Below are 23,601 nucleotides of genomic sequence, written 5' to 3'. Positions count from 1 at the left end.
ATGAAAACCCTGAAACGCACCACCACCGCGCTGTGGCTCGGCACCCTGGGCCTGACCACGGCTTCTGCCGTGGCCCATGCCGAGGACTGGAAATTCGGCGTCAATGCCGGGGTGGCCAGCGTTCCACGCTACAGCGGTAGCGACCAGCGCGCCGTGATGCCGATCCTCGGTGCCGAGGTCGTCAGCCCCTACGGCATCTTCCTCAACACCGAGCAGGGCCTGGGCTGGGGCAACAAATGGGGCGACCTGTCGTTCAGTACCTGGGTCGGCCCGAGCGAATCGCGCCACGACAAGAACCGGATGGGCCAGGGCTCCAAGCGCCTGAAGGGCATGGGTGACATCAAGACCCGCGCCCAGTACGGCGCTCACCTGGGCTATGACCTGGGCCCATTCGAGCTGGGCGCCACCGTGACCCATGCCGTGAAGAAAAACAGCAACCGCGATACCGGCCGGGCCTACAGCCAGCTGGAGCTGAGCATCGGCACCAACCTGTACGAAGGCAGCTACGGCAGCCTGGATGCCAGCGTCAACACCCTGTTCGGCAACGCCGACTACATGCAGACCTGGTACGGCGTCAGCAGCACCCAGGCGGCCAACAGCCGCTTCGGTGCCTATAACGCCAAGGGCGGCCTGGTCAGCAGCGGTGCGGACCTGACCTGGAGCCTGCCGCTCAACGAGCAGACCAAGCTGTCCACCCAGCTGTCGATGGACTACCTGGGCAAGAAGGCCGCCGACAGCCCGCTCGTCGATCGGCGCCTGCAGACGGTCCTCTCTACCCAGATCGAGTACAGCTTCTAAGGCCGCAAAAAATACGGCCCGTGATCACGGGCCGTAGGGTATTAAAGACCAGGCCCCGCGAGGGGCTTGGTCATTTTTGTGCTCGGCCCTGGCGCAGCGTCAATCCGTGCTGGCCCAGGTCATGCGGAACGAGGCACCGCCCCACTCCGAGTCCATCACTTCGACCTTGCCGCCATGCCATTGCGAGACCCTGCGCACCAGGGCCAGGCCCAGGCCGAAACCACCGGTACGCCGATCACGACTGGCATCGAGCCTGGAGAATGGCTCGAAGATCTTTTCCCGCCCCTCTACCGGCACACCCGGGCCGTCATCGTTGACCCGCACCTCGTAGCCGTTTTCCAGACGCACCAGGGACACCTCCACACGCCGCTCGGCGTAGCGAATGGCATTGCGCAACAGATTGATCACGGCCCGGGCCATGAAGCGCGGCTCGATGCTGATGTACTCCACCTGGCAGGAGCGAATCAGCAACTGCACGCCTGCCGCCTCGGCCTCCAGCGCAACGCTGCCGATCACGCTGTCCAGCCAGCTCTGGGCCTGGATCTGTTCGCGATTGATCGTCGCCGCGCCGTGCTCCAGGCTGGCGTAGCTCAAGAGTTCGGACACCATTTCCTCCAGCTCGCCCAGGTCGGCATACATGTCGCAGATCAGCTCCTGGCTTTCCTGCGGGTCCGGGTTCTGCTTGAGCTGGTCCAGTTCGAAGGACAACCGGGCAATGGGCGTGCGCAACTCGTGGGACACGGCATTGGTCAGCTCGCGCTGGTTGGCGATCAGGCCTTCGATGCGTGCGGCCATGCGGTTGAAGTGCTGGGCCAGGTCACGGATGTTGGAACTGCGCGACAGATGCAGGCGGGTTCCCAGGTCGTTGTTGCCGAAACGCTCGGCGGCCAGGCGCAGGCGCTCCAGGTCACGCCAGTGCGGCCGTACCCAGAAGTACAGGACGATGCCCAGCAGCGCGCCCAGCAAGGCATAGCCTGCAATGTTGTAGTGCAGGGTCATTGGCTGCTCTTCCGGCAGCTTGATGCTCAATAGCTGCGGACCGCCGTCGATACTGGAGATGAACTCGTCGTACTCATCGCCGCGCACCACCAATTGACTGGAGTCCAGCAGGGCCTGCTCGCGAGGCGTCAGGTTCAATTGATCGGCCTTCACCAGCGCCAGCAACAGCCCATAGTGAGGCTTGAGCGCCTCCAGCTGGCGCTGGCGTCCGGATTCGTCCAGCGGTCTTAGCTGTTCACCCAGGCTGTAGGCCTGCCCCCGGACCGCCTCGCGGTTGTAGGACTCGATCAGGTCGGCCGCCAGGTAGTTGAGGAAGATGTGTTGCACTGCAGCCATCGACCCGGCGAAACCCAGGACCAGGAACAGGTAGAGCCCCAGAAACAGCCGCAGCATTCAGATCTCCCAGGCGAACGGATTGAACAGGTAGCCCTTGCCCCACACGGTCTTGATGCAGGCCGGCTCGCGAGGATTGTCCTTGAGCTTGTGGCGCAGCTTGCTGATGTAGACGTCCACGCTGCGATTGAGACCGTCGAACTCGATGCCGCGCATGCGGTTGAGGATGTCGTCCCGGGACAGGGTCTTGCCCGCGGCGCTGGCCAGCAGCCACAGCAGCTCGAACTCCATGGTGGTCAGATCGATCGGCTCGCCGCTCAGGCGAACCTCGCGGCTGCTGCGATCGATGTTCAGTACGCCGAACTCCAGGGCCCCGCGCTGGGCAGCCGGCTCAGGCACCTGGCGTCGCTGCAAGGCCCGCAGGCGGGCCAGCAGCACCGGCGGCTTGATCGGCTTGATCACGTAGTCGTCGGCGCCGGACTCCAGGCCGAGGATGTGATCGAGATCATCCTCCTTGGCGGTGAGGATCACGATCGGGGTGTCCGATACCGCACGGATTTCCCGACACACATGCAGGCCGCTCTGGCCCGGCAACATGAGGTCGAGTACCACCAGTTTCGGTTTGAATTCGAGAAAAGCCGACAGGGCTACATCGCCCCGATGGACCGTCAATACTTCAAAGCCATGCTGGGACAGGAAGTTGGCGATCAGCCCGGCGAGCTTCTCGTCATCTTCCACCAGCAATACTTTGCCAAGACCCAGGTTTTCCATAGATACCAGTCTGCGAACGCACGATTTTTAAGTGCGCGCAGTATAAGCGGCAGGGGATTAAAGAAAGGCTAACGCGCAGCACAAAATCCAAAAGCTGCAGGGTTGCATGCAAGATTTCATCTTTTTAAGAGTTTTTTACAATTTGCCCCCAGTAAACCGGGGGCCATTGCTCACCAGGCCGGCACACCGCTGTGGAAACGGAACTCCTGGTCCGGCGACTGGATCAGTTCCTGCTCGGCGACTCGCACCTTGTCGATCACCTGGGCGATGTCCTTGGCGTCACCGTATTGATAGGCCAGCTTCAGGTAGCCCTGGTAGTGCCGGGCTTCGCTCTTGAGCAAGCCGAAGTAGAACTTGCCCAGCTCCTCGTCCAGGTGCGGCACCAGGGCCTCGAAACGCTCGCAACTGCGCGCCTCGATGAAAGCCCCCACCACCAGGGTGTCCACCAGCTTTACCGGCTCGTGGTTGCGCACCACCTTGCGCAGGCCCGAGGCATAGCGACCGGCGGAGAGCTGGCGCAGTTCGACCTTGCGCTTCTTCATCAGGCGCAGGACCTGCTCGTGGTGCACCAGTTCTTCACGCGCCAGGCGCGACATCATGTTGATCAGGTCGATATGGGAGTGGTACTTGGCAATCAGGCTCAAGGCCGTGCTGGCGGCCTTGAACTCGCAGTTCTTGTGGTCGATCAGCAGGGTTTCCTGATCGGCCAGGGCGGCCTGGACCCAGGCATCGGGAGTCTGGCAGCCGAGGAATTCGGCAATCGGCGGGAAGTTCATCGGCGGGTATCCAGGCAATCCGCTGCGGCCCGCAGGTGACGGGCGGCGCTAGGGGTGATCGGTAACATGGGGCTCACGGGACAGGAGGGCTTTGCAGCCAAAGGCGCGATTATACCGGCCACGCCACAGACCACCAGCGACGGCGCTTGATATGCATCAACATCCCTCGAAGGTGCCAGCAACTATAGTTATTCACAGTAGTCGTTCATCCCTTCCTGGAGATCCCGAGCATGCAAAGCATCCGCAGTATCCTGGTGGTCATCGACCCCACGCCTGGAGAAAGCCTGGCCCTCAAGCGCGCCAAGCTGATTGCCGGGGTCACCCAGGCGCACCTGCACTTGCTGGTCTGCGACAAGAAGCATGAGCATTCGGCCTTGCTCAGCGTGCTCAAGAGCAGCCTGACCGGCGAAGGCTACAGCGTCACCACCGAGCAGGCCTGGAACGAGAGCCTGCATGAAACCATCATCGACGTGCAGCAGGCCGAAGGCTGTGGCCTGGTGATCAAGCAGCACCTGCCGGACAGCCCGTTGAAAAAGGCCTTGCTGACACCCGCCGACTGGAAGTTGCTGCGCTACTGCCCAACCCCGGTATTGCTAGTCAAGAGTGCTACCCCCTGGTCCGGTGGCGTGGTCATGGCGGCGATCGATGTGGGCAACCTGGACGGCGAGCATCGCATCCTGCATTCGAGCATCGTCGACCATGGCTTCGATATCGCCAGCCTGGCCAAGGCCCAGTTGCACGTGATCAGCGCCCATCCATCGCCGATGCTGTCGGCGGCCGATCCGGTATTCCAGCTCAAGGAGACCATCGAGAAGCGCTACCGCGAGGCGTGCAAGGCATTCCAGAGCGAGTTCGACATCGACGATAACCACCTGCATATCGAGGAAGGCCCGGCCGACGTACTGATCCCGCACATGGCCAACAAGCTCGAGGCCGCACTGACCATCATCGGCACCGTGGCCCGTACCGGCCTGTCAGGGGCACTGATCGGCAATACCGCCGAGGTGGTGCTCGACTCCCTGGACAGCGACGTGCTGGTGCTCAAGCCGGCGGACATCATGGATCACCTGGAAGAGCTGGCTGCCAGGGCCTGAAGACCGGGCGAGGGAGTTCGCTCCCTCAAGGCCCGGGGCTCAGGAACCCAGCGCGTCCTTGAGGAAGCCCGGAGCGATGTAGCGCTGGTAATGGGCTTCCGACAGGAGGAAGAACTCCCGGTCGATCGCATCGCGCAGTTCCGGCAGGCCCCAATCGCGAAACTCCGGCAACAGCGCCATCCCATAGGCATCGAGCTGGTTGATCACCCGGGCGCCGCGGGCAATCAGCTGGTAGGCCCAGCAGTATTCGGATTGATGCGGAACGAAACGGATCTTGCGTTGCTCGAGCTGCCCACGCAGCCGCGCCGGGTCGAAGACCTCCAGCTTGGCCGCCATCACCTGCACCAGGAGTTGCTCCAGGCGCAGCCACACCGCCCGCTTCTCATCCTCGTTGTAGCCATTCCAGTTGACCACTTCATGATGGAAACGCTTGCAGCCACGGCACACCAGGTCGCCATAAACGGTGGAGCAAAGGCCGACGCAGGGAGTCTTGATGGTCTGATTGGGCATAGATAGACAGCACACGCAAAAGCAAAACAGGGCGCAATGTTAGCCCTTTGTCTAACATTGATCACCCCTCAAACTTTAATCCGCCAACTTACGTTTAGTTTTTTTTTGCCGTAGAATCAGCCAGCCTTTTTAGGCGCCAATGTCCGTTTGAAGCTGTTTTCAAAGCGTCACGAGCACAGTCGTTCCTTCAGAGCGGTGTTGGCGAGGGGTTTTTCCAGCGGGGAAAAATCCAGCGCCAACCCTCATCAGCTCCCGTTCTGCAGGCGTAAAACTTTGAAAGCAGCTTCTGTAAGGAATTGTCGGTAATTCTGGCTAAGTGGCCCACAACGCCACGCAGCGCATGAGTACGGCAATTTCGGGATGAGCGTCCCGGACACCCATTTGGGACCACTGATGAGGGTAATAACTGTGCTTGAAGCCTACCGCAAACATATCGAAGAGCGCGCAGCACTGGGTATCGTTCCCCAGCCGCTAAACGCCGAACAAACTGCAGGCCTGGTCGAGCTGCTGAAGAATCCCCCGGCTGGCGAAGAAACCTTCCTCGTTGACCTGATCACCAACCGCATTCCACCAGGCGTTGACGAAGCTGCCTACGTCAAGGCCGGTTTCCTCTCCGCCGTCGCCAAAGGCGAAGTCACTTCCCCTCTGATCGACAAGAAACGTGCCGTCGAACTGCTGGGCACCATGCAAGGCGGCTACAACATCGCCACCCTGGTGGAGCTGCTGGACAGCGCCGAACTGGCCGCCGTCGCCGCCGAACAACTCAAGCACACCCTGCTGATGTTCGATGCCTTCCACGACGTGGCTGAAAAAGCCAAGGCTGGCAATGTCCACGCCAAGGCCGTGCTGGAGTCCTGGGCTGCCGGCGAGTGGTTCACCAACAAGCCAGCCATCGCCGACAAGTACAGCCTGACCGTGTTCAAGGTCCCAGGCGAAACCAACACCGACGACCTGTCCCCTGCCCCGGATGCCTGGTCGCGCCCTGATATCCCGCTGCACGCCCTGGCCATGCTGAAAATGGCCCGCGACGGCATCGTGCCTGAGCAACAAGGCGCCATCGGCCCGCTCAAGCAGATCGAAGAAGTCAAGGCCAAGGGTTTCCCGGTTGCCTACGTCGGTGACGTGGTCGGTACCGGTTCTTCGCGTAAATCGGCAACCAACTCGGTGCTGTGGTTCTTCGGCGACGACATCCCGTACGTGCCGAACAAGCGCGCCGGTGGCTTCTGCTTCGGCAGCAAGATCGCCCCGATCTTCTACAACACCATGGAAGATGCTGGCGCACTGCCTATCGAGTTCGACGTTTCGAACCTGAACATGGGCGACGTGATCGACGTCTACCCGCACGCTGGTAAAGTCTGCAAGCACGGCACCGACGACGTCATCACCACTTTCGAACTGAAGACTCCGGTCCTGTTGGACGAAGTTCGTGCTGGCGGCCGTATCCCGCTGATCGTCGGCCGAGGCCTGACCGAGAAAGCCCGTACCGAACTGGGCCTGGGCCCAACCAACCTGTTCAAGCTGCCAGAAGCTCCTGTCGATACCGGCAAGGGCTACACCCTGGCACAGAAAATGGTTGGCAAGGCCTGCGGCCTGCCGGAAGGCAAAGGCGTGCGCCCTGGCACCTACTGCGAACCGAAGATGACCACCGTCGGCTCCCAGGACACCACTGGCCCGATGACCCGTGACGAACTCAAGGACCTGGCGTGCCTGGGCTTCTCCGCTGATCTGGTGATGCAGTCCTTCTGCCACACCGCGGCTTATCCAAAGCCGATCGACGTGACCACCCACCACACCCTGCCCGACTTCATCATGACCCGCGGCGGCGTTTCCCTGCGTCCGGGCGACGGCATCATCCACAGCTGGCTGAACCGCATGCTGCTGCCTGACACCGTCGGCACCGGTGGCGACTCCCACACCCGCTTCCCGATGGGCATCTCGTTCCCGGCCGGTTCTGGCCTGGTCGCGTTCGCCGCTGCCACCGGCGTCATGCCGCTGGACATGCCGGAATCGATCCTGGTGCGCTTCAAGGGCAAACTGCAACCGGGCATCACCCTGCGTGACCTGGTTCATGCCATCCCTTACTACGCCATCCAGAAAGGCCTGCTGACCGTCGAGAAGAAAGGCAAGAAAAACGCCTTCTCCGGCCGCATCCTGGAAATCGAAGGCCTGGACGAGCTGACCGTCGAACAAGCGTTCGAACTGTCCGACGCCTCCGCCGAGCGTTCCGCTGCCGGTTGCACCATCAAGCTGCCAGAGAAGGCGATCGCCGAGTACCTGCAGTCGAACATCACCCTGCTGCGCTGGATGATCGGCGAAGGCTACGGCGATGCCCGCACCATGGAACGTCGTGCTCAAGCGATGGAAGCCTGGCTGGCCAACCCGCAGCTGATGAGTGCCGACAAGGACGCCGAGTACGCCGAAGTCATCGAGATCGACCTGGCCGACGTCAAGGAGCCTGTGCTCTGCGCGCCGAACGACCCGGACGACGCTCGCCTGCTGTCCAGCGTCGCTGGCCAGAAGATCGACGAAGTGTTCATCGGTTCGTGCATGACCAACATTGGCCACTTCCGTGCAGCCGGCAAGCTGCTGGATCAGGTCAAGGGCCAACTGCCAACCCGCCTGTGGCTGTCGCCGCCAACCAAGATGGACGCCCACCAGCTGACCGAGGAAGGCTACTACGGCATCTACGGCAAGGCTGGCGCGCGCATGGAAATGCCGGGCTGCTCGCTGTGCATGGGTAACCAGGCACGTGTAGAGCCGAACTCGACCGTAGTGTCGACTTCGACCCGTAACTTCCCGAACCGTCTGGGCGATGGCGCCAACGTCTACCTGGCTTCGGCCGAGCTGGCGTCGGTGGCTTCGATCCTGGGTCGCCTGCCGACCGTCGAGGAGTACATGGAATACGCCGGCAAGATCGACAGCATGGCAGCGGACGTATACCGCTACCTGAGCTTCGACCAGATCGCCGAGTTCCGCGAAGCGGCCGCCAACGCCAAGATCCCGGTGATACAAGCCTAAGGCTCTAGCGTTGTAGAAAGAACGCCGCGTATTCCACGATACGCGGCGTTTTTTATTGCCCGTGATCCAGTGGCGGACCTCCGTCCTCTTCGTGGCGCAATTGACCCTGGCCCTTGAAAAGGCCGCAACGGCCACAGGCTTCCGGGGTTTCTGCCTGGACGCGGGCGCCCGCCCCAAGGCCGCCGTCGACGCTACGGGGTCCGCTAGAGCGCCGAGTCATCGACATCGCTCGCCCCGGGCTGATAGCGGTGCCTGGAATAGCGTCGCGGCGAGACCCGGGTCCACGCCTTGAACGCCCGGGAGAATGTCGCCTGGTCGGAATAGCCCAGGTCCTGGGCCACTGCCGAAAGCGGTATGTCGCAAGCCTGGAGCAGGTTTTGCGCCTTCGCCTGGCGCACCTCCTTTAACAGGCTGCGAAAGGAGCTCCCCTCTTCGACCAGGCGCCTGCGCAAGGACCGTGAGGAAAGGTCCAGCGCGGCGGCAATCGAATCGCAATCCACCGAGGCACATCCCAGCCGGCGGGCGATCAGTTCGCGGGCTTGCATGGCCAACCCCCTGGTCGTGGTGTTTTCCGGGCCCAGCAAGTCCAGCAGGTGGCGTTCCAGGACGCGTTTGAGCCCGATATCGTGCCCGCCTGCGGTACGGGAGAACGGGCGTTCGAGATCGCTGTTGAGCAACACCAATTGGTTGGCGCCCTGGTGGCCGCGCACCGGCGCCTTGAAAAAACGCTCCAGGTGCTGCTTCTTGCCGGCTATCGAGTGCTCGAAATGCACCTGCACCGGCGCCCATTGCGTCGTCAGCAACTGCTTGATCAAGCCTGCGATCCCGGACAGGGCGAATTCCGCATCCTGGCGGCGCGGCCAGATACCCGGGTCCTGGATCCGATAGCTCAGGACGCTCGTTTGCGGGCCACGAGCCAGCTCCAGCAACGAGTGGGTCTGCCAGCGCATCTGGAACTTAATGACGTAGTCCAGGGCATCGTGCAGGTTGGCGCAGGCCTTGAACAAAGCATGAAAAGGCCCCAGCTCCTCGAGCCCGAACTGCGTTCCCATGTCCAGGCCAAGAAAAGGCCGGTCGAACCTTTGCGCCGCCTGCTCGAGCAACGACACATAGCGCCCCAGTGCTATGCGCTCATAGGGCGTCGCGGCCTGGGATCGGTAGAGGCCGTGCTCACGCAACAACGGATCCAGCCGCTTGCCCACATTGGCCAGGGCCTTGAGCAGCGTGATCAGGTACAGGGTACGGATCGTCGCCGGCTCACCGGTATCCGGACGGCACTCATGAGTTACCTCAAGCAGTTCCTTCATACGCATCACCCCTCGCAGGCCATCCTGGCGTTAGTCGATCGCGCCCTCCTCCTATCGGCTTGGCCCCTAACGGCACACCACGCAGGGACATCAGTTTCCGCTCTTTCTCGCAGGCTGCCAGAACCGAATCGGTGTTGGCCGATTCTGCAAATTTTGCATCCGGTTTTGCAATTTACCGCGGTTCCGGCCCACGGCAAGATCCGTCCAACAACAACAACAACAACAACAACAACAACAACAACGCCTGAAAGGATGTGAGAGATGAACGCCTCGACGAAGATCGACTTTGTTTATCTGTCCGAACCGGACATGGTCCGGGCCGGTGTGACCGACATGCCCAGCTGCGTGGACACCATCGAAGAAGTGTTCGGCCTGCTCTATCACAATGACTACCGCATGGCGGGCGCCAACAATAGCTCCCATGGCGCACTGATGGTGTTCCCCGAGAATTCGCCCTTTCCCGATATGCCCAAGCCCACCGCCGACCGCCGCTACATGGCGATGCCGGCCTATCTGGGAGGGCGTTTTCGCATGGTCGGCATGAAATGCTACGGTTCCAATGCCGAGAACCGCGACAAGGGCCTGCCCCGCTCGATCCTGATGTTCATGCTCAATGACGCCGATACCGCCGCTCCGCTGGCCTTCATGTCGGCCAACCTGTTGTCGGCTTACCGAACAGGTGCCGTGGCCGGGGTTGGTGCCCGGCACTTGGCGCGCCAGGACTCCCGGGTAGTCGGGATCCTCGGCCCGGGCGTCATGGCCCGGACCTCGCTGGCCGCTTTCATGGCGGTATGCCCGCAGATCGACACGGTGAAGATCAAGGGGCGCGGCCAGCACAACCTCCAGGCCTTCCTGGCCTGGGTCGCCGAGACCTTCCCGCAGATCACCCGGGTGCAGGTGGTCGACAGCCTGGAAGCGCTGGTACGCGACAGCGACATCGTGACCTTCTGCGCTTCCGGCGTGGTCAGCGACCCTTCGACCTACCCCACGGTCCGGCGCGAGTGGCTACGGCCCGGAACCTTCCTGTCGATGCCGGCCACCTGCAACATGGACCAGGCCATGGAGGCCGCGGACATTCGCAAGGTGCTGGACCACACCGCGCTCTACGAAGCCTGGTATGACGAAGTGCCCAAGCCTTCCCACGCCACTGTCCCGATGATCGGCATGCGCTTCATGGACCTGCTCGCCACAGGCGGGATGCAACGCGAGCAGCTCGAGGACCTGGGTGCGATTGTCGCTGGCCAGGCGCCTGGCCGACGCTCCGAGGACGACATCATCATGCTGTCGGTGGGCGGCATGCCCGTAGAAGACGTGGCCTGGGGCACGGTGGTCTATCGCAATGCCCTGGAGCGCGGGATCGGCGTCAGGCTCAACCTGTGGGAGCAGCCCGCCCTGCGCTGAGACCGGGTCGCGAGCAGCGGCCCGGGTGATGTCCAAGCTGAAGGAGACGAGCCGTGGCTCCCCTGATCACTCCAGTCCAGACCTCGCTGGACCTACCCGAAGCGACCACCGTAGTGGTCATAGGCGGCGGCATCATTGGCCTGGTCGCCGCCCTGGTCCTGGCCGAACGCGGCACACCCGTGGTCGTACTGGAAAAAGGCCGGATCGCTGGCGAACAGTCCTCGCGCAACCAGGGCTGGATTCGCAAGATGAGCCGCTCGGCGCCAGATGTCCCGCTGGCCATGGCCGCCGATCCACTATGGAACGGCCTGGCGGCCCGTGTCGGTGCCGATGTCGGCTACCGCCGCGCCGGCATCCTGTACCTGGCCCGCAACGAATCCGAATTGGCCCTGCACCAAGACTGGCTCGACTCGGTACAAGACCTGGCGCTGGACTCGCGCCAGATCAGCGCATCGCGCATCGGGCTCCTGGCGCCAGGCGGCAGCGGCCACTGGGCAGGCGGCCTTTACACACCTTCGGACGGACGCGCCGAACCGACCCTGGCGGCCAGCGCGATCGCCCGTGCAGCCATGGCAAAGGGCGCCGTGATCGTCGAGCACTGCGCGGTACGGACCCTGTCGCTGGCCGCCGGCAGGATCGCCGGGGTCGTCAGCGAACGCGGCGAGATCCGCTGCGAGCAGGTGCTGCTGGCGGGCGGCCTGTGGTCGCGACGTTTTCTCGGCAACCAGGGCATCGACCTGCCGACCTTGCCCCTGGTGGCGTCGATCCTGCGCACCGCACCTGTGCAAGGCCCCTGTGATATCACCGTGGGCGCCCCGGACTTCTCGTTTCGCAAACGCCTGGACGGTGGCTTCACCATCAGCCATCGCGGCGTCCTGAACGCACCGTTGACGCTCGACAGCCTGTTGCTAGGGCGACGTTACCTGGGTGCGCTGCGCGGACAATGGCAAAACCTGCAACCGTCCATCGGCCGCGAGCTGTTCGACGATCTCCTCCTGGGACGACGCTGGCGAGCCGACCAGGTATCGCCTTTCGAAAGGGTGCGTACCCTGGACCCACCTGCCGACCCCAGGGTGAACGCCGAAGCGCTGCGCAACCTGGCCACGGCCTGGCCGATGTTCAAGGACGTCGTGGTGAAGCAAGCCTGGAGCGGCGCGCTCGATGTCACCCCCGACTCGCTGCCGGTGATCGGCCCTGTCGCTAAGATCCCCGGCCTGACACTGGCCAGCGGTTTCTCGGGCCACGGCTTCGGTACTGCGCCAGCAGCCGGGCAGCTCGCCGCCGACCTGATCTGCGCCACCCGGCCCATTGTCGATCCGAGGCCTTATCGGCTGGAGCGGTTCTAGCCCTCTACCGCCGCGGGCCGGAGCCCGGTGCCTGATGATCGGCATGCTCGCCAGTCGCCGGCTCGCGCCCGCCCCGCCGCCCCTCCTGGAGGGTATCGTCGACGCTGGTACCGCTGAGCAACACCTGGTACCGACGGCTCGACGGCAGCGCCACCAGGGCCTGGTTGACGTCGTGCTTGAGCCGGGCCAGGGCCAGGTGCTTGCCCTCCTGACTGACCTGGCGGAAGAACTCGTCCAGGGCCTCGATGCTGGTGCCGTCCAGGTTCGGCGACTCCTCGAGGCTGAGGATGATGCTGTGGATCGGTGCCTCGACATGGCGGATCAAGTGCAGCGCGCCCCCCAGGATGCGCTCGGCATTGGCGAAGAACAGCGCCTCTCCCGGACGCAGGATCAGTACCCCGGGCACCTGCCGCGCCTGGGGATGACGGCTCAGGTCGACAAAGTCGTGGCCGCTGCCCAACTGGCCGAGGATCTGGATTTGCGCCGACGACATCTGGCGCAACATCAGCAGGATGCTCACCCCCACCGACAGTAGCAGGCCATCGAGCACCCCCAGCACCAGCACCGCGGCCACCGCGCAGATCACCAGCAGGCGATCCCGGCGCCAGATAAAGTAGCGCCCCAAGGGTTGCAGGCTCAGCCCATGGCCCAGGGCATACATGACGATCGCCGCCAGCACCGGCTCCGGAGTCAGGGCGATGTAGGGCAACACTGTCAGCACGATCAACAGCATCACCGCCGCGGCGGTCAACCCCGCCAGGCGCGAACCGGCTCCAGCCGCCTCGTTGGCGGAGCTGGCCGAGTAACCGGCACCGGCCGGCATGCCGTGGAACAGCCCGGACACCAGGTTGGATACCCCCAGGACCAGCAGGTCGCGGTTGGACGACACCCGATCGCCATGCTTGAGCGCCAGGGAGCTGATGGAGCCATAGGACTCGGCATACAGGATCATCACCAGGGCGAACGCCAGCTCCCCCAGGCGCATCCAATCGGCAAACGGCAGGTCCGGCAGGCTCGGTACCTCCAGCTTGAGCTCGATGACGCCAATCAGCGCCACCCCATGGGCCGGCAGGTCCAGCCATTGCCCGGCGACGATGCCGATGACCACTGCCACCAACCCACCGGGCACATAGGGGATCCGCGAACAGATCGCCAGCACCAGCAGAGCCGCGGCCGCCACGGCGGCACCGGCCCAGTTCCAGTGCGGCCACTGCTCCAGCAACTGCGGTAAAAAGCGCACCAGGTTGCCGGTACTCAGGTGCACCCCGACCACCGTGGCGAACTGCTTGAGGATGATGGTCAGCGCCAGGCCGAAGGCGAAGCCACGCAGCACCGGCTTGGCGATGAAGGCCGTGACGCCACCGAGGCGGAACACTCCGGCCAGGACAAAGAACGCCCCCGTGAGCAGCACCAGGGCAAAGGCCAGGCCCAGGCGCAACTGCCCATCACCATCCGACAGCGACAGGGTCGCGGCGGCCAGTACCGCCGCCGATGACGAGGTCGCCGACACGATGGCGAAACGGCTGCTGCCCAGCAGGCCATAGCACAGCAAGCCGGCGAACAGGGCGATGACCCCGGCCTGGGGCGGCAAGGCGGCGATGCTCGAATAGGCCACCGCCTCCGGCAACAACAGCCCGGCGATGGACAGTCCGGCCAGCAGATCCCGTGCTCGTGTGGGGAGCGCAGTGGCAGGTCCCTGCCCTCGATCAGTCGACAATCTGGCCCACCCATCCCGGCAAGTAACGAGCGTCCTGGCTGCGCGCCAGCTTCATGGCCCGGGCCTGGACCTTGGCGCCCAGCTTGCCCAGCGCCTCGATGGCGATCCGCCGGCGAAAGAAATCCGCCCAGAGGAACTCACTGAAGGGCGTGGCGTCCTTGGCAAAGCCACCGGCGCGGCGCAGCAACCCGGCCAGGCTGCGGTAAGGGTCGTCCTGCAGATCGAGAATGCGCCCCGGGATACGCTCGAAGGAACGGCGAACGCCCTGGGCATCGTAGGGATGGGCCCACTGGTTGAAACCCATCACCTCCCAGAAACTGCCCGGCTCGACAAAGGACAGGTCCTTGAGCACCAGCAATGGCACCTCCTTGACCTCCTCTTGCAGCAGGGCCAGGCCAAAGTGATGGTGATCGACGATGTAGTAGCGCTGCCGGGGACCGAGTACACAGGGAAACCAGTGGTCGTCCAGGGCTGCCGCCCGGGCCTTGCGCTTGAGCTGTTGCCATTGCTCGCGCTTGGCCTGGACTTCGGCCAGGCCGACGGTGAGTTGGGTGGGGTGCAGGCTGTCCAGCCGGGCGCGGATCAACTGCGGGTGGGCACGGGCCATGAAATGACTCCAGGCAAAAATCATCAGCTTAGACGCTAATCGCCCGACGCTTGCCCTCTCCATCCACCCGCCTGCCTTCAGGCTCGGCAGGCCCCTGAACGACAACGCCGCCGGTGCTGGGCAGCATCGGCGGCGTTGATTTCAACTATTGCCTGGCGCCAGGCCAGCCCGGCCTCAGGAAGCCAGCGAGTACACCAGCGCGGTGATGGCCACCAGGCCTACCAGGGTCACGAACACATTGGACGCCTGGCCACGGTAGCGGGCCATGGCCGGCACCTTGCGGATGGCGTACATCGGCATCAGGAACAGGATGGCCGCGATCACCGGGCCGCCCAGGGTCTCGATCATGCCCAGGATGCTCGGGTTCAAGGTCGCCACGGCCCAGCAGATCACCAGCATGAAGGCCGCGGTCACCCGGTCCAGGGTCTTGGCGCCCGGGCGCCGGCCGCTCTTGACGATCAAGCCCTTGAGGCCTTCGCTGGCACCGATGTAGTGGCCCAGGAACGACTTGGCAATGGCCACGAAGGCAATCAGCGGCGCGGCGAACGCGATGGTCGGGTTGCTGAAGTGGTTGGCCAGGTAGGACAGGATCGACAGGTTCTGCGCCTTGGCTTCGGCCAGTTGGGCCGGCGACAGGGTCAGCACGCAGCTGAAGACGAAGAACAGCACCATGGCCACCATCAGCAGGTGGGCGCGGGACAGGATCTGCGAGCTGCGCTGCTCGGCGTGCTGGCCGTAGCGACGCTTCTGGTCAACCGCGAAGGCCGAGATGATCGGCGAGTGGTTGAACGAGAACACCATCACCGGAATCGCCAGCCACAGGGTGTGCAGGAAGGCCGATGGCGCCGGGATGTCGCCGGCGGTGGCGAGGATGCCGCCGTTCCAGTGCGGAATCAGGAACACCGCCAGGAACAGCAAGGCGACGATGAACGGGTAGACCATCAGGCTCATGGCCTTGACGATCACCTGCTCGCCACAGCGCACCACCGCCAGCAGGCCGAGGATCAGCACCAGGGACAGGATCGCCCGTGGTGGCGGCGCGATGTGCAGCTGGTGTTCCATGAAGCTGCCGACGGTATTGGTCAGGGCCACGCTGTAAATGAGCAGGATGGGGAAGATGGCGAAGAAGTAGAGCAAGGTGATCAGGGCCCCGGCCTTGATCCCGAAATGTTCCTCCACCACCTCGGTGATGTCGGCGCCCTCACGCCCGGAGAGCACGAAGCGGGTCAGGCCGCGGTGCGCGTAGAAGGTCATGGGGAAGGCCAGCAGCGCCAGGATCAGCAGCGGCCAGAAGCCGCCGAGGCCAGCGTTGATGGGCAGAAACAGGGTACCGGCACCAATGGCGGTGCCGAACAGGCCCAGCATCCAAGTGGTGTCTTGGCGGTTCCAGCTGGTCAGGGTCGCTGGGGCCGCCGTTTCAAAGCGTTGATCAACGCTGTTGGCCTGATCATTCATCCGGTGGGATCTCCACATTCCGGTCGTTTGCCGTTGGCTCGGAGCGCGCCGGAATACCCGACAGACAAACCCCCGAGCAAACAGAGGGGGCGCGATTGTCCGGGATTCCAAGGACGCTGCATAGACTCAGCGGAGGAATGGCACCTGCGTTGCGGCAATCTTGTCCGTTTTTGTCGCAAAGCGTCTGGCCCGGCCCTCTCCCTGGTCCTGCGGTTTTTTCTCAGGTGCCGATCGGCCCGTCAAAGCGGCTTATCGCCTCACCCCTGGTGAATCCCGCTCGGCCCGCGCCCGCGTTGACAGCAATTGGCGACGAACGGCATGATCGGGCCCATGAATGCCTATCCGCTCATCTCGACCACCAGCACCACGACTGCCTCCGGCGGGTCGCGTGGTGGCTGTGCAGGATGAAGCGAGCACAGTGACAACCAAGGCCCCGCCAGCAATGGACGGGGCCTTTTGTTTCTCCGTCCGGCTGGCACAACAAGGAGAGACAAGATGCCTTTACCCAACGCCAAGCGCGCCCTGCTGGTCATCGACATGCAGGTCGGACTGTTCAACGGACCGGACAAGCCCTACCAGCGCGAACAGGTCCTGGACAACATCAACCAGCTGATCCGTCGCGCCCGCCAGGCCGAGGCCCCGATCTTCGCTGTGCGCCACACCGGCGCCGCCGACTCGCCCATCGCCGCCGGCAGCCCGTTCTGGCAGTTGCTGCCGACCCTGGAGGTGGACGAGCAGCAAGACTGCGTACTGGACAAGACCCGTCCCAACTGCTTCACCGGCACCGGGCTGGCCGAGCGCCTGCGCCAGGCCCAGGTCAGCGAGCTGGTGATCGTCGGCATGAAGACCCAGTACTGCGTCGATGCCACCTGCCGTGCCGCCGGCGACCTGGGCTTTGCCGCACGGCTGGTGGAGGATGCCCACACCTGCATGGACACCCCATACCTGGGGGCGCGCAAGATCATCGATCATCACAACACCACCCTGGACGGCGCCTTCGTCACCCTGGCCAGGACCGCCGACATCACCTTCTGATCCTGCCATCACCGCCCGGGACGCGCCGACGACGGCGCCACTCCCCGGCAACGGCTGCTTCGGGCATTGCCAAACGCCCGGCTAATGCGCACCCTTGAGCCTTCGCCATTGTTTTGCTGGAGTTGCCCATGAGTGTTGCCGGCTTCGTGCTCTACAGCCTTGACCCACAGGCCCTGGCGCGGTTCTACGCCGCACTCCTGGGCTGGCCCATCAGCGATCAGCAGCCCGACTACCTGCAACTGCAACACCAGGGCATGGAGCTGACGCTGATCCAGGTGCCGGCGGCGATCGCCGCGCGCATCGTCCTGCAAGATCCTCCCCTGCCCCGCAGCGACTCTGCCTGCAAGCCAGTGTTCTGGATCAGCGACCTGGATCAGGCCCGGCAACGCGCCGCCAGTGCCGGCGGGCGGCTGTACGAACCCGAGCGCGAATGGCCGTTCAAGGGCGCCCGGGTCTGCGACGGCATCGATCCGGAAGGCAATATCTTCCAGTTGCGGCAAACCCTGCCTCAATAACCCAAGGAGTTCGCCATGCCCGCTACCGTCCTGGTCCTGATTGAAAATTTCAACGCCTACCTGCCACGACTCGAAGCGCTGGGCTTTGAGCTGATCCTGGCCCAGACGCCCGCTGCCCGGGCCCGGGCGATCGCCGACCACGCCGGGCAGATCGACGCCGTGCTGACCCGCGGCCCCCTGGGCCTGAGCGCACAGGAAATCGATGCCCTGCCCCGGTTGCAGATCATCTGCGTGATTGGCGCCGGCTACGAGCAGGTGGACCTGCAAGCGGCGAGCAACCGGGGGATTGCCGTGACCACTGGCGCCGGGATCAATGCCTCGTCGGTGGCCGACCACGCCCTGGCACTGCTGTTGGCCCTGGTGCGCGGCATCCCCCAGGCGGACGCGGCGGTGCGCCAGGGGCATTGGCCGAAAGTCATGCGCCCGGCGCTGACCGGCATGCGCCTGGGCGTCCTCGGGCTCGGCGCGGTGGGCCAGGCCATCGCCCGGCGCTGTGCCCTGGGCCTGGACATGCAGGTCAGCTATCACAGCCGCCAGCCCCGGCCGGACCAGCCCTATCGTTTTTGCCCGACCGTGCTGGAACTGGCCCGGGACACCGACCTGCTGATGATCGCCACCCCCGGCGGCGCCGAGACCCGGCACCTGGTGGGCCACGAGGTGCTAGAGGCCCTGGGGCCCGAGGGTTTCCTGGTGAATGTGGCCCGGGCCAGCGTGGTGGACACCGAGGCCCTGCTGCTGGCGCTGGAGCAACGAAAGCTCGCCGGTGCGGCCCTGGACGTGTTCGATGCCGAACCAGGGGTGCCGGAACGCCTCAAGCATCTGGACAACGTGGTGCTCACCCCCCATGTCGCCGGGCTCTCGCCCCAGGCCAGCCGCGACAGCATGGACATGGTCGGCCGCAACCTGCTGGCCCACTTCAGTGGCCAACCCTTGCTGACCCCTCTGGCCCTGCCGCTGCCCAGCCGCAGCTGAATCCCGGCTGACGGCTATGCTCCCTGGGGCGATTCAAACGCCTGTATCAAAAACAATGATTGCCCGGCAACACTCGCACCTATAAAGGCCCGCCACGATTGTGGGGGGCCAGCGGGCACATTAGATTAGTCAATAATCTCTGGCCTCCAGAATAAGCAGAAGGGATAAGCATGGCGCTTACAGACCAGTCCACCCGCACCCGCTCGGGTGAAGAACTCGACGCCGCTCTGATCGACCCATACCTCAAGGCACAGATTCCCGGCCTGACCGGCACGCCGCGGATCAGCCAGTTTCCCGGCGGCGCCTCGAACCTCACCTACCTGCTGGAATACCCCGAGCAGGAATTCGTCCTGCGCCGCCCGCCGTTCGGCCACAAGGCCAAGTCGGCCCACGACATGGGCCGCGAGTTCCGCATCCTCAACCAACTCAAGGACGGCTTCCCGTACTGCCCCAAGGCCTACGTGCACTGCACCGACGAATCGGTGATCGGGGCCGAGTTCTATGTGATGGAACGGGTCAAGGGCATCATCCTGCGCTCCGACCTGCCAGCGGAACTGAACCTCGACGCCAGCCACACCCAGGCGCTGTGCAAGAGCTTCATCGACCGCTTCGTCGAGCTGCACCGGGTCGACTACCAGGCGTGCGGCCTGGGCGACCTGGGCAAGCCCGAAGGTTATGTGCAGCGCCAAATCAAGGGCTGGAGCGACCGCTACGAGAAAGCCCTGACCCCCGATGCCCCGCAGTGGGAGGTGGTCAAGGCCTGGCTCAACGACAAGATGCCCGCCGACCATCCGACCTCGAGCATCGTGCATAACGACTACCGCTTCGACAATGTGATCCTCGACCCGCAGAACCCGATGCAGATCATCGGCGTGCTGGACTGGGAACTGACCACCCTCGGTGATCCGCTGATGGACCTGGGCAACACCCTGGCCTACTGGATCGAAGCCAGCGATCCGGGGCCGGTACAACTGATGCGCCGCCAGCCAAGCAACGCCCCGGGCATGCTCAGCCGCCAGCAGTTCGTCGACTACTACGCCGAGCGCTCCGGCATCCAGATCGGCAACTTCGACTTCTACTACACCTACGGCCTGTTCCGCCTGGCCGGCATCGTGCAGCAGATCTACTACCGCTTCTACCACGGCCAGACCCAGGACAAACGCTTCGCGCAGTTCATCCACATGAACAAGCTGCTGGAGCAGATGAGCCTGCAAGTCATCGGCAAATCCAGCCTCTGAGTGCGCTTCGGCGCCTGACCGCCCAACAAGGAAAAACCATGTCCAAGACTCAGTTGTTCGACCTCGACGGCAAGATCGCATTCGTCTCCGGCGCCAGCCGTGGCATCGGCGAGGCCATTGCCAAGCTGCTGGCCCAACAAGGCGCCCATGTGATCGTCTCGAGCCGCAAGCTCGAAGGCTGCCAGCAGGTGGCCGATGCCATCGTCGCCGCCGGCGGCAAGGCCACCGCCATTGCCTGCCACATCGGTGAAATGGAGCAGATCCAGCAGGTGTTCGCCGCCATCCGCGAGCAGTTCGGGCGCCTGGACATCCTGGTCAACAACGCTGCCACCAACCCTCAGTTCTGCAATGTGCTGGACACTGACCTGGGCGCCTTCCAGAAGACCGTGGACGTGAACATCCGCGGTTATTTCTTCATGTCGGTGGAAGCCGGCAAGCTAATGCGCGAACACGGCGGCGGCAGCATCATCAACGTGGCTTCGATCAACGGCGTATCGCCAGGGCTGTTCCAAGGCATCTACTCGGTGACCAAGGCCGCGGTGATCAACATGACCAAGGTCTTCGCCAAGGAGTGCGCGCAGTTCGGCATCCGCTGCAACGCCCTGCTGCCGGGCCTGACCGACACCAAGTTCGCCTCGGCCCTGGTCAAGAACGACAGCATTCGCAACGCCGCCCTGGCGCAGATCCCGCTCAAGCGCGTGGCCGACCCGAGCGAGATGGCCGGTGCGGTGCTCTACCTGGCCAGCGACGCTTCCAGCTACACCACCGGCACTGCGCTGAACGTGGATGGCGGCTTCCTGTCCTGAGCCACCTGCGCCGTACAAAAAGGCAGCCTGTGGGCTGCCTTTTTCATGCCCTACATAAACCTGCAGGAGCAGCCGGTGGACGCTCGATTGCGCGCGAGGGTCGTTAACGATGATGTGCATTGCCTGACGGAACGCGGCGCCCTCGGGTTCATCGCGGGCAAGCCTTGCTCCTGCGGAGTTTTGCCTCGTTAATGAATATTTATTCTCTTTATTGAATTTAGAGAATTTTTATTCCATAAATACTCATCCCTACCACAACAACTCTAAAGGTGCGGCGATGGATGAACTGGGCGTTGGGCTGATCGGAACCGGATTCATGGGGCGCGCCCACGCCCTGGCTTTTCGCAGTGTCGGTGCGGTATTCGAACTGCCAGTGCGCCTGCGCCTGGCGGCCCTGGCCGATGCCGATGGGCAACGCGCCGCGCACTGTGCCAAGGCCTGGGGGTTCGCCAGCGCCTACGCGGATTGGCGCCAGTTGATCGATGATCCCCAGGTCGGCCTGGTGGCGATCACCACCCCCAATCACTTGCACTTTCCCATGGCCATGGCTGCCCTGGCGGCGGGCAAGGCGGTGTACTGCGAAAAACCCCTGGCCGTGACCAGCGAACAGGCCCGGCAGATGCATCAAGCCGCACAGGCGGCCGGGGTGGTGACCCGGGTCGGCTACAACTACCAGCACAATCCGTTGATCGTCCTGGCCCGGGAGCTGATCGGCAATGGCGAACTGGGGCAACTGGTGAGTTTCCAGGGCGAATTCAGCGAGGACTTCATGGCCGATCCGGACTCACCCTGGACCTGGCGCTGTGACCCGCAACAGGCGGGCGGCGCCCTGGCGGACCTGGGCAGCCACCTGCTGGCCATGGCGCGTTTTCTCATGGGGCCGGTGGCCGCCGTGTGCGCCGATACCCACACCGTGCATCAGGAGCGCCCCGTTCGGGCCGGCGCCCCTGAACGCCGCGCCATCGCCGTGGACGACCAGGCCCATGCGCTGCTGCGCTTCGCCAATGGCGCCCGGGGCAGCGTGGGCAGCAGCTGGATCAAGCACGGCTACAAGAACCACCTGGCCTTCGAGATCAGCGGCACCCTGGGCACCCTGGCCTTCGACCAGGAACGCCTGAACGAACTGCGCCTGTATCGGGCCGGCCAACCGGGTTTCCAGCGCCTGCTGGCCGGCCCGGCCCTGCCCGGCTACGCGGCCTTCAGCCCGGCGCCAGGGCACCAGCTGGGCTACAACGAACTCAAGACCCTGGAAGTGCAGGAGCTGCTCATGGCGATCTGCGGCCAGGGGCGAGACGGCACCGACTTCCAGGAAGCCTGGGAAGTGGAACGGCTGGCGGCAGCGATCCGCCTGGCCGCCCGGGAGCAACGCTGGATCACCTTGTAACCGCTGCCGGGCCAGGACGAGGCCTTCATCACACCAAGCCCAATGCCCTTCAGCGCCTACAACGAGGCGGCCAGGCGCGCAGCCAGGGCCTTGGCCTGCAGGGCCACATCGGTGACCGCGGTGCTTTCCCACCACAGGCCGCGCAATGGCGGGCCCATGGCGAACAGGCATTCGCTGGCCCGCCCCTGGGCGTCGTGCACGGCGCCGTCGGGCTCGGCACTGATGCCCAGGGCCAGCGGCCCCGGTTGCACCAGGCCCCGGGCCAGGAGCTGCCGGGGCAAGGGCCGGTCCACCCGGCGCCAGTCGTATTCGATGCCGCTGGAGTTGATCAAGGCATCGCCCGCCACCCGCGTGCTTTCCCGGCTGCCGCGATAGCGCAAGCGAATCGCCAGGCGGCCCTCGCTGTCCGGCTCCAATCCCTGGTAGCTGGCGGCATGGATGCGCAAACGCCCCTGGGCATGCAGGCGCCTCACCAGCTCATCGCTCAAGGGCGGCGAACGATGGTGATGGCTTTCCCACCAGGGCCGCACATGCCGCACGAACTGGCGCCGTTGGAAATCGCTGGCCTGGCTCCACAAGCGCGGGATGTGCACCCGCACCGTGTCCAAGGGCGCTTGCCAGTCGATGCCCTGGGCCAGAGCCTGGCGGCACTGGCGGCGCAGCTCGTGGAGCAATTGACGGGGGCTGCGGATACCCGGGTCCTGGCCCAGGAAATCGATCCAGGCTGGCGGCTGGCGCCGCACATGGGGCAGCAGCCCGTGGCGGGAAAATACTTCGATGGGGCCCCGGTGCCCCGCCTGCTCCAGGGACACCACAGCGTCCACCATGGTCAGCCCGGAGCCGATGATCAGCACCCTGGACCTCGGGTCCAGGCGCGCCATGGCATTCACATCCCAAGGGTCCAGGGCGGCAGCGTTGAGGCCGCTGGAATGGGTTTGCCGGGTACGGGCGGCGGGGAACATGCCCGTGGCCAGTACCGCCCGCGCGCCCTGCAGTTGGCGCCCATCGGCCAGGACCAGCGAAATCCCGCCGTCCTTATGTTGCAGGTCCACCACCTCACTGTGCACATGCTCCACCGAGGAGCCCTGCGCCAGGCCCACCGCCCGGGCCTCGGCCAAACGCTGCTGGACGTAGACCCCAAACAGCCCCCGGGGCGGGAAGAGCTCGCTGATGGGCACAGGCTGGAGGGCCGACTCGGGCCAACCGCCTTCGGCAATGTGCTGGGTCAGCCACTGGGTCAGGTCGTCGGCGTTGTCCGGGTCGACACTCATGCGCGCTGCATTGCCATTGAGGGTGTGCCCCAGCTCGGTGGCACTGTAGGCCTCGCCGCGCCCCAACTCGGCACGCGGCTCGATCACCAGGATGCGGCGCGCGCCCGGCAGGCGTAGCAATTGTGCGGCCAGCAAGGCGCCACTGAGGCCGCCGCCGATAATCAGTACTTCGGCATCGCAAGGGGCAGGATCCGGCTGCCCGATAGGGGTCTGGTTCATGCAAGGCTCATGGTCAGTGTTGGCCGGGA

At 64.3% G+C, this 23,601-nt stretch carries 20 protein-coding genes; 11 read left to right on the top strand and 9 right to left on the bottom strand.

Translation table 11 applies throughout. The features are described from left to right. Complete coding sequence (locus I9018_RS13235) at positions 1–798, top strand: MipA/OmpV family protein (RefSeq protein WP_241109717.1); 798 nt, start codon at positions 1–3, stop codon at positions 796–798. A gap of 99 nt (positions 799–897) precedes the next feature. On the opposite strand, the gene I9018_RS13230 is transcribed toward I9018_RS13235, so the two are convergent. From I9018_RS13230 to miaE, 3 genes are all read right to left on the bottom strand, one after another. Beyond that, positions 898–2,190 carry an ATP-binding protein gene (locus I9018_RS13230; protein ID WP_241109716.1) on the bottom strand — a complete coding sequence of 431 codons (1,293 nt, stop codon included), beginning with the start codon at positions 2,188–2,190 and terminating at the stop codon, positions 898–900. Further along, entirely contained in the window at positions 2,191–2,901 is a 711-nt protein-coding gene (locus tag I9018_RS13225; protein ID WP_068583971.1) for a winged helix-turn-helix domain-containing protein, read from the bottom strand. 170 nt (positions 2,902–3,071) lie between these two features. Beyond that, on the bottom strand, positions 3,072–3,677 hold the full coding sequence (gene miaE, locus I9018_RS13220) for a tRNA isopentenyl-2-thiomethyl-A-37 hydroxylase MiaE (protein WP_068583968.1): 606 nt from the start codon (positions 3,675–3,677) through the stop codon (positions 3,072–3,074). 230 nt (positions 3,678–3,907) lie between these two features. Here miaE and I9018_RS13215 point away from each other — a divergent pair, with 230 nt between their 5' ends. Then, the gene (locus I9018_RS13215) at positions 3,908–4,771 is read left to right on the top strand and encodes a universal stress protein (protein ID WP_241109715.1); all 864 of its coding nucleotides are present in this window, start codon (positions 3,908–3,910) and stop codon (positions 4,769–4,771) included. A 39-nt stretch (positions 4,772–4,810) separates the two neighbouring features. On the opposite strand, the gene I9018_RS13210 is transcribed toward I9018_RS13215, so the two are convergent. Further along, positions 4,811–5,281 (bottom strand): DUF1289 domain-containing protein, encoded by a 471-nt coding sequence (locus I9018_RS13210; RefSeq protein ID WP_068583959.1) that lies wholly within the window; start codon positions 5,279–5,281, stop codon positions 4,811–4,813. A gap of 408 nt (positions 5,282–5,689) precedes the next feature. Between I9018_RS13210 and acnB the strand changes: the two genes are divergently transcribed. Continuing rightward, positions 5,690–8,299, top strand: coding sequence for a bifunctional aconitate hydratase 2/2-methylisocitrate dehydratase (gene acnB / locus I9018_RS13205; protein WP_068583956.1), 2,610 nt, complete (start codon positions 5,690–5,692; stop codon positions 8,297–8,299). A 203-nt stretch (positions 8,300–8,502) separates the two neighbouring features. On the opposite strand, the gene I9018_RS13200 is transcribed toward acnB, so the two are convergent. Further along, complete coding sequence (locus I9018_RS13200) at positions 8,503–9,606, bottom strand: AraC family transcriptional regulator (protein ID WP_241109714.1); 1,104 nt, start codon at positions 9,604–9,606, stop codon at positions 8,503–8,505. 261 nt (positions 9,607–9,867) lie between these two features. Here I9018_RS13200 and I9018_RS13195 point away from each other — a divergent pair, with 261 nt between their 5' ends. Together I9018_RS13195 and I9018_RS13190 are read left to right on the top strand one after the other, a co-directional pair. Further along, positions 9,868–11,007, top strand: a complete 1,140-nt coding sequence (locus I9018_RS13195; protein WP_241109713.1) for a tyramine oxidase subunit B — start codon at positions 9,868–9,870, stop codon at positions 11,005–11,007. A gap of 53 nt (positions 11,008–11,060) precedes the next feature. Next, a complete protein-coding gene (locus I9018_RS13190) occupies positions 11,061–12,353 on the top strand; it encodes an FAD-binding oxidoreductase (protein WP_241109712.1) in 1,293 nt (430 codons plus the stop codon). Between the two features lie 4 nt (positions 12,354–12,357). On the opposite strand, the gene I9018_RS13185 is transcribed toward I9018_RS13190, so the two are convergent. The 3 genes from I9018_RS13185 to I9018_RS13175 all read right to left on the bottom strand — a co-directional run bounded on the left by I9018_RS13185 (position 12,358) and on the right by I9018_RS13175 (position 16,132). Continuing rightward, positions 12,358–14,070 (bottom strand): SulP family inorganic anion transporter, encoded by a 1,713-nt coding sequence (locus tag I9018_RS13185; protein WP_241109711.1) that lies wholly within the window; start codon positions 14,068–14,070, stop codon positions 12,358–12,360. Further along, positions 14,060–14,677: a ParB-like protein gene (locus tag I9018_RS13180; RefSeq protein ID WP_068578267.1), complete on the bottom strand. Its 618-nt coding sequence runs from the start codon at positions 14,675–14,677 to the stop codon at positions 14,060–14,062. Before I9018_RS13180 ends, I9018_RS13185 begins: the two co-directional genes overlap by 11 nt. A gap of 174 nt (positions 14,678–14,851) precedes the next feature. Next, positions 14,852–16,132 carry a serine/threonine transporter gene (locus I9018_RS13175; RefSeq protein ID WP_241109710.1) on the bottom strand — a complete coding sequence of 427 codons (1,281 nt, stop codon included), beginning with the start codon at positions 16,130–16,132 and terminating at the stop codon, positions 14,852–14,854. 495 nt (positions 16,133–16,627) lie between these two features. Between I9018_RS13175 and I9018_RS13170 the strand changes: the two genes are divergently transcribed. The 6 genes from I9018_RS13170 (at position 16,628) to I9018_RS13145 (ending at position 22,082) form a co-directional block, all read left to right on the top strand. Then, positions 16,628–17,167 carry a cysteine hydrolase family protein gene (locus I9018_RS13170; protein WP_241109709.1) on the top strand — a complete coding sequence of 180 codons (540 nt, stop codon included), beginning with the start codon at positions 16,628–16,630 and terminating at the stop codon, positions 17,165–17,167. Between the two features lie 128 nt (positions 17,168–17,295). Then, positions 17,296–17,682: a VOC family protein gene (locus I9018_RS13165; protein WP_241109708.1), complete on the top strand. Its 387-nt coding sequence runs from the start codon at positions 17,296–17,298 to the stop codon at positions 17,680–17,682. Between the two features lie 15 nt (positions 17,683–17,697). Further along, entirely contained in the window at positions 17,698–18,654 is a 957-nt protein-coding gene (locus I9018_RS13160) for a 2-hydroxyacid dehydrogenase (RefSeq protein ID WP_241109707.1), read from the top strand. 170 nt (positions 18,655–18,824) lie between these two features. Then, positions 18,825–19,892 carry a phosphotransferase family protein gene (locus I9018_RS13155; protein ID WP_022644001.1) on the top strand — a complete coding sequence of 356 codons (1,068 nt, stop codon included), beginning with the start codon at positions 18,825–18,827 and terminating at the stop codon, positions 19,890–19,892. Positions 19,893–19,930: 38 nt separating this feature from the next. Beyond that, complete coding sequence (locus tag I9018_RS13150; RefSeq protein ID WP_068578258.1) at positions 19,931–20,698, top strand: SDR family oxidoreductase; 768 nt, start codon at positions 19,931–19,933, stop codon at positions 20,696–20,698. 277 nt (positions 20,699–20,975) lie between these two features. Continuing rightward, complete coding sequence (locus tag I9018_RS13145) at positions 20,976–22,082, top strand: Gfo/Idh/MocA family oxidoreductase (RefSeq protein ID WP_241109706.1); 1,107 nt, start codon at positions 20,976–20,978, stop codon at positions 22,080–22,082. Positions 22,083–22,138: 56 nt separating this feature from the next. Here the strand turns inward: I9018_RS13145 and I9018_RS13140 are convergent, their stop codons facing one another. Continuing rightward, on the bottom strand, positions 22,139–23,572 hold the full coding sequence (locus I9018_RS13140) for an FAD/NAD(P)-binding protein (protein WP_241109705.1): 1,434 nt from the start codon (positions 23,570–23,572) through the stop codon (positions 22,139–22,141). Positions 23,573–23,601 lie beyond the last annotated feature (29 nt).

The organism is Pseudomonas sp. MPFS, from assembly GCF_022537035.1.
Taxonomy (GTDB): domain Bacteria; phylum Pseudomonadota; class Gammaproteobacteria; order Pseudomonadales; family Pseudomonadaceae; genus Aquipseudomonas; species Aquipseudomonas sessilinigenes.
Note: the sequence above shows the minus strand (reverse complement) of the source record. Positions and strands in the feature narration are given on the sequence as shown.